Source organism: Janthinobacterium sp. PLB04 (genome assembly GCF_021165895.1).
GTDB lineage: Bacteria > Pseudomonadota > Gammaproteobacteria > Burkholderiales > Burkholderiaceae_D > Janthinobacterium > Janthinobacterium lividum.
Window position 1 is genome coordinate 1,377,245 of the sequence record NZ_CP088968.1, and the last position, 13,982, is coordinate 1,391,226.

Below are 13,982 nucleotides of genomic sequence, written 5' to 3' on the forward strand. Positions count from 1 at the left end.
GCAAGTTGGTCCCACCCCTTCCCATCCCGAACAGGACCGTGAAACAACTTTGCGCCGATGATAGTGCTGCAACCAGTGTGAAAGTAGGTTATCGTCAGGCTTGTTATTCGCAGTAAGAGAAAAACCCGATCAGCAATGGTCGGGTTTTTTTTCGTCTGGCGGTTTGTGATGGCGAACCCCAAACGAAGGCTGGGGTCAGACCCCCTCCCGCGTTGGCGTCGAATCTGGCGTTGGCGGTGTGGAGGGTCTGACCCCGGTGGTTCGGTTCAGCAGGCGTAAAAAAAGGCAGCGCTACGCGCTGCCTTTTTTACTTAACGTCGCTTAACTCCCGCGATAAGTCGAATACGACCACGGCGATACCACCAGCGGCACGTGGTAGTTCTCGTCTGTATGCGCAATGCCGAAGGACAGGGTGACCAGGTCGATGAAGCGGGGGGAGGGCAGTTCCACGCCTTGGGCGGCGAAATAGTCTCCTGCATTGAAGACCAGTTCATACTGGCCCGCCTTCATGCTGTCGCCTTCCAGCAAGGGCGAACTGCAACGGCCGTCGCTGTTCGTCATATCCATCTTCAATAACACTTTGCCTTCCGGCGCAACTGAAAACAGGGCCACCTTGACGCCGGCTCCCGGCCTGCCGTGGGCGATATCGAGTACATGCGTGCTGAGTTTTCCCATTTGCTATCCTGTATATAGGGTGAGTGAATGTGCTTATCGTGCAAATCATATACCGGTGACTGCGCCGGGCTATATGATTGGACATATAGCCAACATTGTCCTCCTATAGGCGCGCCTCCGCATGAACAATTACGAACATTATCCACGCGACTTGATCGGCTATGGCCGCACGCCACCCCATCCGCAATGGCCGGGCAAGGCCCGCATCGCGCTGCAATTCGTCCTCAATTACGAGGAAGGGGCGGAAAACAGCGTGCTGCATGGCGATCCCGCCTCGGAAACGTTTTTGTCGGAAATGATCGGGGCGGCCGCTTTTCCTGCGCGCCACCTGAGCATGGAGTCGATTTATGAATATGGCTCGCGCGCTGGGTTGTGGCGCCTGCTGCGCATGTTCGAGGAGCGGCGCCTGCCGCTGACCGTATTCGGCGTCTCGATGGCATTGAAGCGCAATCCGGAAGCGGTGGCCGCCTTCCAGGAACTGGGGCATGAAATCGCCTGTCATGGCTTGCGCTGGATTTCCTATCAAAACATGGACGAGGCGACGGAACGCGAACACATGCGCGAAGCCGTGCAGATCATCCGCGAATTGACGGGTTCGGCCCCGCAAGGCTGGTACACGGGACGCGATTCTCCGAATACGCGCAAACTGGTAGTCGAGCATGGCGGTTTCCGCTACGACGCCGATTATTACGGCGATGATCTGCCATTTTGGGACAAGGTAGCGTACACGGATGCCTCCGGCATGTCTGCCGTGCAGCCGCAACTGATCGTGCCTTATACACTGGACACGAACGATATGCGCTTTGCAGCCATGCAGGGCTTTAATTCGGGCACGCAGTTTTTTGATTACTTGAAGGATGCCTTCGATGTGCTGTACGCGGAAGGCGATCCGAACGGCTTGAATCAGCCGAAGATGCTGTCCGTGGGCTTGCATTGCCGCCTGGTAGGACGGCCTGGCCGCGCGGCCGCCCTGGCGCGCTTTCTCGACTATGTGCAGGGCCATGAGCATGTGTGGATCACGCGCCGCATCGATATTGCCGAACATTGGCACGCGACGCATCCCTGTACCGGTTGATAGGTATTGAAATTGGATGATAAGTAAAATCAGTCTTTGCATATAGTTGTCCCATATGCCGGTGTTAATCTCCTATACTGGGACTATACCGAGGCCAGCATGTCAGAACCGATCCGCTTTTACTACCGTGGTGCCGTACAGGAAGTACGCAACGCCGCCCCTACGCAGACTGTGTTGCAGCACCTGCGCGAGGATTTGCATTGCACGGGCACCAAGGAAGGCTGCGCCGAAGGCGATTGCGGCGCTTGCACCGTCGTCATCGGCAGCCTGGTGGATGGGCAAATCGAGATGAAGGCCGTCAACGCCTGCATCCAGCTCACGCCTACACTCGATGGCAAGGCCCTGTTTTCCGTGGAAGACTTGCAACAGCCCGACGGCGCCCTGCACCCGGTGCAGCAGGCGATGGTCGAGTGTCACGGTTCCCAGTGCGGTTTTTGCACGCCCGGTTTTGTCATGTCCTTGTGGGGCATGTATCTGAAAAAAAACGGCGAGACACCCACGCGCGGCGAAATCGACGATACCCTGTCGGGCAATCTGTGCCGCTGCACGGGCTACCGGCCCATCATCGATGCAGCCAGACGCATGGGCGAATTGCCGCACGTCACGTTCGATCGCGATGCCGTGGCGCAGCAATTGCAGGCGTTGCAGCGCAGCAGCCTGAGCACGTATGAGCATGGCGGCCAGCAATTTCACGCGCCGCGCAGCATCGATGAACTGGTGGCACTGCGCGCGGCAAAGCCGCAAGCCTGCCTGCTGGCCGGTTCCACCGACGTGGGCTTGTGGGTGACCAAGCAATTGCGCGACCTGGGCGACATCATTTATTTGGGCAACGTCGCTGCGCTGAAAACCATCGTCGTGGACGATGGCAAGTTGCACATCGGCGCCGGCGCCAGCCTCAACGATGCCTATGCGGCGCTGTGCCAGCATTACCCGGAGGAATTGTCGGAACTATGGCAACGCTTTGCTTCCTTGCCGATCCGCAACGCAGGCACTTTGGGCGGCAATGTGGCCAATGGCTCGCCCATCGGCGACTCGATGCCGTGGCTGATTGCGCTGGGCAGCGAGATCGTGCTGCGCGGTCCCGCCGGCCAGCGGATCATGCCGCTGGAAAATTTTTATCTGGGTTACCAAAAGAAAGATTTGCAGCCAAGCGAATTCGTCGAAGCCGTGCGCGTGCCCTTGCCGCGTGTCGAGGTGCAATTCCGCACGTATAAGCTGGCCAAGCGTTTCGACCAGGATATCTCGGCCGTATGTGCCGCATTTGCCTTCCAGCTCGACGGCGAGCGCATCATCGATGCGCGCATCGCCTTTGGCGGCATGGCGGCCACGCCGCAGCGCGCCGCGCAAACGGAAACGTTTTTGCGCGGACAAGCATGGACTGAAGACAATCTGGTCATCGCCATGCGTTTGCTGGCCGACGATTACGCGCCCCTGTCGGACATGCGCGCCTCGGATACCTACCGCATGACGACGGCGCAAAACCTGTTGCGCCGCTTCTGGCTGGAAACACGCCCCGGTGCGCCGCTGTTGCGCACTGCCGTCAACGCCTACGCTTGCCGCGCCTGAAAGGAGCAGCATGAACCATCCTGCCACGCCCGAATTGCAAGCGGCCGCCTGGGCCGCCGTGGGCAAGCCCAGTCCGCATGAATCTGCGCAATTGCATGTGCTGGGGCAAGCCACATACACGGACGATATCGCCGAGTTGCAAGGCACCTTGCACGCGGCGCTGGGCCTGTCGCAAAAGCCCCATGCACGCATCACGGCCATGGATTTGTCGGCTGTGCGCAGTGCGAACGGTGTCGTCGCCGTCTACACGGCGCAGGACATTCCCGGCACCAATGACTGCGGCCCTATCATCCATGACGATCCCATCCTGGCTGCGGAACTGGTGCAATACGTGGGCCAGCCCATCTTCATCGTGGTGGCCGATACGCACGACCATGCGCGCCGCGCCGCCCGCCTGGCGCAGGTATCGTACGAGGAATTGCCCGCGATCATGACGCCGCAAGCGGCCAAGGCCGCACAATCGTACGTGCTGCCGCCGATGCAGCTGACGCGGGGCGATTATCAGGCGGCGTTCGAGAAGGCGCCGCATGTGGTCAAGGGCCAGCTGTATGTGGGTGGCCAGGAACAGTTTTATCTGGAAGGACAGATTTCCTACGCCATCCCGAAGGAAGCGCAAGGCATGCTGGTGCTGTGTTCGACCCAGCATCCGAGCGAGATGCAGCACGTGGTGGCGCATGCGCTGGGCGTGCATTCGCACAACATCACCGTCGAATGCCGGCGCATGGGCGGCGGTTTTGGCGGCAAGGAATCGCAGTCGGCCCTGTGGGCGGCGGCGGCATCGATTGCGGCGGCCAAACTGAAGCGCCCCGTGAAACTGCGCGCCGACCGCGACGACGACATGCTGGTGACGGGCAAGCGCCACTGTTTCTACTATGAATACGAAGTGGGCTACGACGATGAGGGCAGGATACTTGCCGCCAAGGTCGATATGACCACGCGCGCCGGTTACTCGGCGGACTTGTCCGGCCCCGTCGCCACGCGCGCCGTCTGTCACTTCGACAACACATATTACCTGTCCGACGTGGATATCCGCGCCGCCTGCGGCAAGACGAACACCCAGTCGAATACGGCTTTCCGGGGCTTTGGCGGGCCGCAGGGCGCCATTGCCATCGAGTACGTGATCGATGAAATCGCCCGCCATTTGCAACGCGATGCGCTCGATATCCGCCTGCTCAATTTCTATGGGCGCAACGATGCAGAGGGGCGCAATGTCACGCCGTATGGGCAGACCATCGTCGACAACGTGATTCATGAACTCGTTGCCGAACTGGAAGAGAGCAGCGATTACCGGGCGCGCCGCCGCGCCATCGACGCCTTCAACGAAGCCAGCCCGATCCTGAAGAAGGGCCTGGCGTTCACGCCGCTGAAATTCGGCATCGCCTTCAACGTCACGCATCTGAACCAGGCCGGTGCCTTGGTCCATGTGTATGTGGATGGCTCCGTACTGGTCAACCATGGCGGCACGGAAATGGGGCAGGGTATCAATACCAAGGTGATGCAAGTGGTGGCGCACGAACTGGGGCTGGACCTGGAGCGCGTACGGGCCACGGCCACGGATACCAGCAAGGTGGCGAACACGTCGGCCACGGCAGCGTCTACCGGCGCCGACCTGAATGGCAAGGCGGCGCAGGATGCGGCGCGCCAGATCCGTGAACGCCTGGCCGATTACGCGGTCAAACTGTACGGCGGCGACGTTGCTGCAGTGCGCTTCTTCAATAACCATATCCACGTGCATGGCCATGTCGTCGCGTTTGCCGAGCTGGTACAGAAGGCTTATCTGGCCCGGGTGCAATTGTGGTCGGACGGCTTTTATGCCACGCCTGGCCTGTCGTGGGATGCGAAGACGATGAAGGGCCATCCGTTTTCCTACTATGCGTATGGCGCGGCCGTGGCTGAAGTGGTGGTCGATACCTTGACGGGGGAATGGAAGCTGCTGCGTGCGGACGCCTTGTACGATGCTGGCCAGTCATTGAATCCCGCGATTGATCTGGGTCAGGTGGAAGGCGCATTTATCCAGGGCATGGGTTGGCTGACGACGGAGCAGCTGTGGTGGAACGCGGCGGGCAAGCTGATGACGCACGCGCCATCGACATACAAAATTCCCGGCATTTCCGATTGCCCCGAAGATTTTCGCGTCAAGTTGTTCCAGAACCGCAACGTGGAAGACAGCATCCACCGTTCCAAAGCCGTGGGCGAACCGCCGTTGCTGCTGCCGTTCTCCGTCTTCTTTGCCATTCGCGATGCCATTTCCAGCGTGGGCCATCACGCCGTGCAGCCACCGCTGAATGCCCCCGCTACCAGCGAGGAAATCCTCAAGGCAGTCATGGCCGTGCAAGCGGCGCATGCCGGCGCCTAGGAGCAGAGGATGAGCGACTGGCTGACAGCAATCGAGAATGACACGCAGGCATCCGTGCTGGTGACGGTCGCCCTGGTGGAAGGCTCGGGGCCGCGCGAGGCGGGCGCGAAGATGCGCGTCACCCTTGAAGGCCAGGCGGACACCATCGGTGGCGGCCACCTGGAATTGCGTGCCGTGGAAATCGCCAAGACCATGCTGGCCACGGCAGAGACCCATGCGCGGCTTGAACGTTTTGCGCTCGGCCCCAGCCTGGGACAATGCTGCGGTGGCGTCGTCCACCTGGCGTTCGAGTATGTCGATGCTAGCTTGAAAGCATTGCTGGCCGCCTTGCGCGAACGGCGCCAGCATGACAGCTGGAAAGTCACGGCGCTTGACGGCGATGCCGCGTCGGCCCTGTTCGATGCTGCCGGTAAACTGATTGCCGGCGCACCAGGCCAGGCACCCAATACGTTCGCGCGCGAACGCAGTACCCATGTCGCTCAGGATGGCAAGGGGCGGCGCTGGCTGGTCGACCCCTGCCTGGCGCCGCGCGCGCACCTGACCTTGTTTGGCGCCGGTCACGTGGGCGCCGCCATCGTGCGCGCGCTGGCCCACTTGCCCTGCAATATCACCTGGGTCGATGAACGCGAAGACATGTTTCCAGAGCAACTGCCAGAGAACGTGCGCATCGCCGCCACCGACACGCCCGAGGAATTTGTCGCCATGGCGCCGCCGGGCGGCAGTTTTCTCGTCATGACGCACAGCCATGCGCTCGATCAACGCTTGACGCAAGCGATCATGGAGCGCGAGGATGCGGGCTGGTTCGGCTTGATCGGTTCGCACACGAAACGCAAGCAATTCGAGCACCGACTGCAGGCGCGCGGCGTACCGGACGAGCGCATTGCCGCCATGGTCTGTCCGATCGGCATGCCCGGCATCCGCAACAAGGCGCCGGCCGTGATCGCCGCTTCCGTTGCCTGTCAACTACTCATGGTGTGGGAGGAAGCGGCCGCGGCCGCCCTGGCCGCACCGCTGCGGCTGGCTACTGCCAGTGCGCCACCGCGACGCGAGAAACGCGCCGCCATTCACCCGTTATAGAAAGAAGTCATGCCGATAGTTCCTGCCACATTGCAAGCTTACTGTGCCAGCTTGCTGCACTTTCACGCCGATCCCGCTTTCACCGAGGAGGCGCACGTTTGGCATGCGGACGGCTTGCTGATCGTGGCCGACGGCAAGGTCGTGGCCGCTGGCGATTATGCATCGCTGCAACCGACTTTGCCGCCAGGTACCGAGATCGTCGATTACCGCGGCAAGCTGATCGTGCCGGGTTTCATCGATACCCATCTGCACTTCCCGCAGACGGAAATGATCGCCTCGCCTGCCCCGGGTTTGCTGCCATGGCTGGAGACGTACACCTTCCCTACCGAGCGCGCGTTTGAGAATCCCGAGCATGCGCGCAACGTGGCCGAGTTTTTCCTCGATGAACTGCTGCGCTGCGGCACCACCACGGCCATGGTGTATGGCAGCGTGCATCCGCAATCGGTCGATGCTTTCTTTGGCGCCAGCGAGGCGCGCGGCTTGCGCATGGTGGCAGGCAAGGTCATGATGGACCGCAATTGCCCCGAGTTCCTGCGCGACACGGCCGAGTCCGGCGCGCGCGAAAGTGAAGAGCTGATCCGGCGCTGGCACAAGCATGGCCGCTCGCTGTATGCGATCACGCCCCGTTTCGTGCCGACGTCCACGAATGAACAGATGCAGCTGGCGGGCGAGCTGGCGCGCGCCTATCCGGATACGTATTTGCAGACCCACGTATCGGAAAACGAGGATGAATGCCGCTGGGTGCGCGAACTGCATCCGCAGGCGCGCAGCTACCTCGATGTGTATGACCAGTACGGCATGCTGCGTCCGCGCGCCATGTTCGGGCACTGCATCTGGCTCGACGAGCGCGACCGCGCGCGCATGGCGGAAACGTCGTCGGCGGCCGCCATTTGTCCTACGTCAAACCTCTTCCTCGGTAGCGGCCTGTTCGATTTCGAGCGGGCCGATGCGGCGAAAGTGCTGCTGTCGCTGGCGACCGATGTGGGCGGCGGCACTTCGTTCTCGATGTTGCAAACCATGAACGAAGCCTATAAAGTAGCACGCTTGAAAGGCAGCTATCTGCCCGCCTTGCGCATGTTTTACCTGGCGACCTTGGGCGCCGCGCGCGCCATGCAGCTGGAAGGCACCCTCGGCAATTTTACGGCAGGCACGGAAGCGGATTTTATTGTGCTCGACAAGCAATCGACGCCGTTGCTCGAGCGCCGCACGGCCGGCTGTCAAAGCCTGGAGGAATTGCTGTTTGCCTTTGCGCTGCTGGGCGACGACCGCGCCGTGGCCGCCACCTATTCAGGCGGGCAATGCGTGCATGTGCGGGGGCAGGGCTGACCTACCCGTTGTTCAACACGAATTATCCTGAGCGAGAACGCGAATGCACAAGAAACTCACTGGCCTGGCGCTTGGCGCCGCGCTGGCATTGACTGGAACGGCGCAGGCCGCCAAGGCGCAGGCCACCCCGTCTTCCAACGAAGCGGCCACCGCGCGCCATTTTGCAGCCCTGGTTGCCGGTGCGCAGCCGAAGACAGCCGAGTTGAGCCTGTTCTTTTCCATGATGCCCAAGGGCGGTGACTTGCATCACCATTACTCGGGCGCCATTTACGCCGAGCAATTCCTCGACTGGGTCGACAAGGAAAACTATTGCGTCAACAAGACGACCTACCGCATCGAAAGCAACAAGGACGTCGTGGCGGCCGAGCGCGCCAAGCCGGCCACGCAGCGTGGATGCCTGTCGTCCACGGAAGTGTTTGCCGATGCGGGCCTGTATGCGGAATTGCTGCAGCGCTGGTCGACCAAGGATTTCTATAATCACGGCGCCATCCAGACGCCGCCGGACCGTACCTTCTTCGATACCTTTGGCTATTTCGGCCCCGTGGCATCCACGAACACGGCCGATGGCCTGAAAACCCTGAAGCAGCGCGCCATCGCGGAAAACCTCAGCTATATCGAAACGATTTTCGAGCTGTCGCCATTCGTGCAAAACGCGCAGTTCGACCAGCAAGTGCTGGCGCCGGGCTTGCAGCCGGCCGCGCTGCAAGCGCTGCTGGCCAACTGGACAGGCAGCCTGGAGCAGGATGCCGGCTTCCAGAAAAGCATCACCGCCTACAACGACAACGTCAACGCCAGCAGCGCCGGCATCGACGACGCGAACTTCACCATGCGTTACCAGGCGTATGTGTTGCGTTTCCTGTCGCCATCGCAAGTTTTTTCCTCGATGGTGGCCGCGTTCAAGGCAGCGAGCCTGAATCCCTTGCTGGTGGGCGTGAACATCGTGGGCCAGGAAAGCGTGAACGTGTCGATGCGCGATTACAGCCTGCACATGGAAATGTTCAAGTTCCTCAAGGTAAAATATCCGAACGTCAAGATCGCCTTGCACGCCGGTGAGCTGGCGCTGGGCATGGTGCCGCCGGAAGGCATGGCTTTCCACATCGCCGAAGCCGTCGATGTGGCGGGCGCCGACCGTATCGGTCACGGCATGGATATCGCCTATGAGCACAATGCACTGGTGACCATGCAAAAAATGCGCGAACGGGGCATACCCGTGGAAGTGAACCTGACCAGCAACGATTACATTCTCGGCATCAAGGGCCAGGCCCATCCGATCACCCTGTACCGCAAATATGGCGTGCCCTTCGTCATCTCCACCGATGACGCAGGCGTCTCGCGCAATACCTTGTCGAATGAATATGTGCGGTTTGCCAGCCAGTACAAGACGGATTATGCGGAAATCAAAAAGCTGTCCTACAACAGCCTGCGCTATTCCTTCTTGGCGGAAGCGGACAAGCAACGTTTGCTGAAAGCGCTCGATGCCCGTTTCACCCGCTTTGAAGCGCAAATTGCTGCCGCCGACAAGGCAGGCAAGAGCAGAAAACCGTAAGTTGCGCGACGTTCACAACTGATACTCTCAGGACGGCTGGATATTCCGGCTGTTTTCATTTCTCCCCTCAAATCTCCGTAATATCTTTTTGTTAATTTTGTGGCGGTCATGCGACACAATTAACGGCAGATGCACGACTTTGTCCAATTTCTTGGATGAATCAATTTCAAGTACATATTGCTCATTTATAATCACGCGCCATAAGCCCGGACGCTGTCAGCACGATATCAATCCAGCTAGTTACCCCACGCTATTTATACTTAAAATATATAAATATGTAAAAAAAAACGTATTTGTCATCCATTTTTTGATGATGCATAGTGGGATAAATGTGATATTAAAAAGTCACAATTCGTATGACTGATAGCGTATGAAGATGGGTATTTGCAGTAAATAAAGGTGAGATGCAGAGTGAAACAAACAGTCGCGCAGCTAAATGACGACATTCCTCTGCATTTTACCGCCGTGTCACAGTCTTGAAATATTTAACAATTACACTCGCGGCTTGCCATATTCGCCGGGTAAGCCTGTCGGGTGAATGACACAGGAGCTAGCGCCCTGGGTCGTACGGATCGGTTGCAGTTTTTTCCGCCGTTATTGTCTGAATAGGAATGGTTGTGATGTGTGGAGCGGCATTTTGTGCTGGTCTTGTCAGGACCGCAGCCAGTCCCGCCGGCGTAACAGTTGCAGCATCGTAAAGAGGAAATGTTGTGTTTGTGTTGCTGTGCGGCGCAGCCGGATGGTGGGGCAATCCAGGATTTTCAAAAATAATAGTCTTTTCTGGGGTTAAAGATGATCAATCACAAGCGACTTCGGCTAACGCAAATCGCGTTCAGCCTGTCTATTGCACTGGCGGCGGCACCATCGTTCGCACAGAACACTACGTCTTCCATTGGCGGCCGTATCTCGGCCACCGACGGCAAGCCGGCAGCTGGCGCCACTGTTACCATCGTGCACACCGAATCGGGTTCCGTCAGCAATGTGACGACCGATGCGGAAGGCCGTTACGTCGCCCGCGGCTTGCGCGCTGGCGGTCCCTACACCATCACCATCACCAAGAATGGTGAAGTTGAAAAACGCGAAGGCGTGTTCCTGGAACTGGCCGAAACGGCCAATGTGGACGCCACCCTGGGCGCCCAGATGCAAGTCGTGAACGTGACGGGTACAGGCGCACGCGCACAGATCTTTAACCGCAGCAACATGGGTGCCGGCACCAACATTGGCGCCAATGAGCTGGCCATGCAAGCGTCGATCCAGCGCAATCTGCAAGATTACGCCCGTTCCGACCCGCGTGTTTCGCAAACCGACAAAGAGCGCGGCGAATTGTCCGTTGCCGGTCAAAACTCGCGCTACAACTCGATGACCATCGATGGCGTGGCGGTGAACGACACCTTCGGCCTGGAATCGAACGGCAGCCCGACTGCCAAGCAACCGATTTCGATCGATGCCATCCAGTCCGTGCAAGTGAACGTCGCCAACTACGACGTGACGCAAAAAGGCTATACGGGCGCCAATATCAATGCCGTGACCAAGTCCGGTACCAATGATATCAAGGGCAGCGTCTACTACGTGTTCCGTAATGACCGGATGGCCGGTGACCGTTACGACAACGTCAAAGACAGCTATTACGCGCCAGCGCCGTTCCGCGAAACGACCAAGGGTGTTTCCGTCGGCGGCCCGTTGATCAAGGACAAACTGTTCTTCTTCGCCAACAAGGAAAAGCTGGAAAGCACTCGCACTGCGCCGAACTTTGGTCCAATTGGCAGCTCGATGACGAACGTCGGTATTACCGAATCCGCTATTTCGGCTTTACAGACGATTGCCAAGGATAAGTACAACTTGCCAGTCGGTACCACGGCAGTTCCCGCAGGCACGAAGTTGACAGTTGATGATGTCTTGCTGAAACTGGACTGGAACATCAACGATAACCATCGCGCGATGGTTCGCTACTCCAAAACCGATCAGTCCGAGCCGATGTTTACCGGTGTATCGGATAGCGGCATCGCCCTGAACTCGGCATGGCGTTCGCAAAACAAGTCGATCGAGACCATCGTTGGCCAGTGGTTTGCCGACTGGACGCCGAATTTCTCGACGGAATTCAAGGTGTCGTCGCGCGACTATGAAAGTCTGCCGAAGAACAATTCCACCCTGCCAACGATGTCCCTCAAGTTTACGGGTGACGTGCCAGCGGGATCGCCTGCAGGTATCTCGACCAAAGACCGCTACCTGAACTTTGGTACCGACCAGTCGTACCAGTTCAACGTCTTGCGCACCAAGACCAAAGATGCCTACCTGGGCGCCAACTGGGCCTTGGGTGACCATGAAGTCAAGTTTGGTACCGACTTTAGCAAGAACGATGTCTACAATGCGTTCCTGCAAAACGTGAACGGTAACTACACCTTCGGTTGTATCAATAACGTTGGCTACTCGTTCGTCAAACCGAACCCGGATGGCAGCACTAGTTTCAACTGCAACAATTCACCGACGCTTCAGCAACAAGCCATCCTGGAAAACTTCCGCATTGGACGCCCGAGCTCTTATCAGGTTCAGGTACCGTTGGCAGGCGGCTCCCTGGAAAACGCCATTGCTGATTTCAGCCTGAAAAACTATGGCTTCTTCGCTCAAGACGTATGGACCGTCAACAAACAGTTGACCGTGCAATATGGCGTGCGCGTGGACAAGGCCGGCATCAGCGACCGTCCGCTGTACAACGCCGCGGCAGCGGCACCTTTGGTTGCTGGCAACGCTCAGACTGGCAAGGCACAAAGCGGCGGTTTTGGCTTGAACAATACGCAAACCATCGATGGCCAGACGCTGTGGCAGCCACGCGTGGGCTTCAACTACAAGTTTGAGAGCGCCCGTCCTACCCAGTTGCGCGGCGGCTTCGGCCTGTTCCAGGGCGCGGCAGCCACGGTCTGGATGTCGAATCCGTTCGCCAATCCTGGCGTGGCGACCCGTATCGTCGGTTGCGGCACCAGCGGCTTCAAGGCTTGCCCAACCGTCGGTGGCTTGTTCAATCCTGATCCGACCATGCAGCCGACGAACTTCGCTGATGCCGCGCCTGCGGCTAACGTGGACTTCCTGTCGCCTAGCTTGCGTCAGCCATCGATCTGGAAGGGCAACCTGGCATTCGAACACGAGTTGCCATGGATGGGCCTGGTTTTCGGCGCGGAATACCTGCGCACGCAAAACAAGGATGCCATTTACTATGAGCATCTGAACTTGGGCGCGGCGACGCGTAAGGGTACCGATGGCCGTGAGCTGTACTACGGTGCCGGTGCTTACAATACGAATTGCTGGACTTCCACCGGTGGCTTGTCGGCGACGAACACGGGCTGCTCCGGTTCCATCGTTGCCAAGGCACTCAAGAATCCTGCTTTCAACAACGTCATGGTTGCCCAGAAAACGGACAAGGGCGCAGGCAATTTGGTAACCCTGTCGGTTAGCCAGCCTATGACCAAAGGCTTCGGCTGGTCGGTTGCCTACACCTACACGGATGCAACGGAAGTGTCACCTTTGACCTCGTCGGTATCGACGTCGAACTTCAATGCCCGTTCGATTTTCAATCCGAACGAAAACGTTGCCGCCAATTCCGGCTACTTGGTAAAAGACCGCTTCAATGCAGTGTTGAACTTCCAGAAGCGTTTCTTCGACAATTACAAGACCAGCTTCGGTCTGTTCTATGAAGGCCGCAAGGGCAAGCCATTCAGCTGGACCTACAGCAATGACTTGAACGGTGACGGCGTCAGCGGCAACGATTTGATGTACATCCCATCGAAACCGGGTTCGGGCGAAGTGGTGTTCCGTGGTGATACGGCAACCAATCACGCCAACGAAGACCGTTTCTGGTCATTTGTTAACGCAAACGGTGACCTGCGCAGCGCGAAAGGCGGCGTGGTGAAGCGTAACGACAGCTTCTCGCCTTGGACCAACAGCTTCGACATGCGTGTCAGCCAGGAAGTCCCAGGCTTCTTCAAAGGCAACAAAGGCGTGTTCACGATGGACTTCTTCAACGTGGGCAACATGATCAACCGCAAGTGGGGCCGTATCAATGAAATGGCTTTCCGCTCGGCTGGTGGTCAAACGCGTAACTTTGTTGATTTTGCGGGTCTCGATGCTCAAGGCCGTTATATCTACCAAGTGCGTGACAAGGTAGAGGACTACACCGTGCGTCAACAAAAGGGTGAGTCCCAATGGGCGATCCAGGCTACGGTCAAGTACGAGTTCTAATCTCGACGCTTGATTGAAGTTGCAAACGGCTGGTGGCGACACCGGCCGTTTTTTCGTTTATGTTCTGCTTTCTTGTAATGCTCGGATGGGCATGCGGCGCGCGGCGCCCCCCGGATGAGACAGTTTTTTTG

General features: G+C 58.6%; 8 protein-coding genes and 1 other annotated feature. Of the genes, 7 read left to right on the top strand and 1 reads right to left on the bottom strand.

The window, feature by feature from the left end; all coding sequences use genetic code 11:
• Nucleotides 1–89, top strand: a sequence feature (5S ribosomal RNA rRNA prediction is too short).
• Nucleotides 90–321: 232 nt separating this feature from the next.
• Complete coding sequence (uraH, locus tag LSO07_RS05985; RefSeq protein ID WP_034785620.1) at nucleotides 322–675, bottom strand: hydroxyisourate hydrolase; 354 nt, start codon at nucleotides 673–675, stop codon at nucleotides 322–324.
• A 121-nt stretch (nucleotides 676–796) separates the two neighbouring features.
• Between uraH and puuE the strand changes: the two genes are divergently transcribed.
• From puuE to LSO07_RS06020, 7 genes are all read left to right on the top strand, one after another.
• Nucleotides 797–1,750, top strand: coding sequence for an allantoinase PuuE (gene puuE, locus LSO07_RS05990; RefSeq protein ID WP_151092800.1), 954 nt, complete (start codon nucleotides 797–799; stop codon nucleotides 1,748–1,750).
• Between the two features lie 99 nt (nucleotides 1,751–1,849).
• Nucleotides 1,850–3,316 (top strand): xanthine dehydrogenase small subunit, encoded by a 1,467-nt coding sequence (xdhA, locus tag LSO07_RS05995; RefSeq protein ID WP_151092802.1) that lies wholly within the window; start codon nucleotides 1,850–1,852, stop codon nucleotides 3,314–3,316.
• 10 nt (nucleotides 3,317–3,326) lie between these two features.
• Nucleotides 3,327–5,672: a xanthine dehydrogenase molybdopterin binding subunit gene (gene xdhB / locus LSO07_RS06000; protein ID WP_151092804.1), complete on the top strand. Its 2,346-nt coding sequence runs from the start codon at nucleotides 3,327–3,329 to the stop codon at nucleotides 5,670–5,672.
• Nucleotides 5,673–5,681: 9 nt separating this feature from the next.
• Nucleotides 5,682–6,749, top strand: a complete 1,068-nt coding sequence (gene xdhC, locus LSO07_RS06005; RefSeq protein ID WP_151092806.1) for a xanthine dehydrogenase accessory protein XdhC — start codon at nucleotides 5,682–5,684, stop codon at nucleotides 6,747–6,749.
• 9 nt (nucleotides 6,750–6,758) lie between these two features.
• Nucleotides 6,759–8,075 carry a guanine deaminase gene (gene guaD / locus LSO07_RS06010; protein WP_151092808.1) on the top strand — a complete coding sequence of 439 codons (1,317 nt, stop codon included), beginning with the start codon at nucleotides 6,759–6,761 and terminating at the stop codon, nucleotides 8,073–8,075.
• A gap of 43 nt (nucleotides 8,076–8,118) precedes the next feature.
• Nucleotides 8,119–9,621, top strand: a complete 1,503-nt coding sequence (locus LSO07_RS06015) for an adenosine deaminase family protein (RefSeq protein WP_151092810.1) — start codon at nucleotides 8,119–8,121, stop codon at nucleotides 9,619–9,621.
• A 792-nt stretch (nucleotides 9,622–10,413) separates the two neighbouring features.
• Nucleotides 10,414–13,851, top strand: a complete 3,438-nt coding sequence (locus tag LSO07_RS06020; protein WP_151092812.1) for a TonB-dependent receptor — start codon at nucleotides 10,414–10,416, stop codon at nucleotides 13,849–13,851.
• The last annotated feature ends 131 nt before the right edge of the window (nucleotides 13,852–13,982 follow it).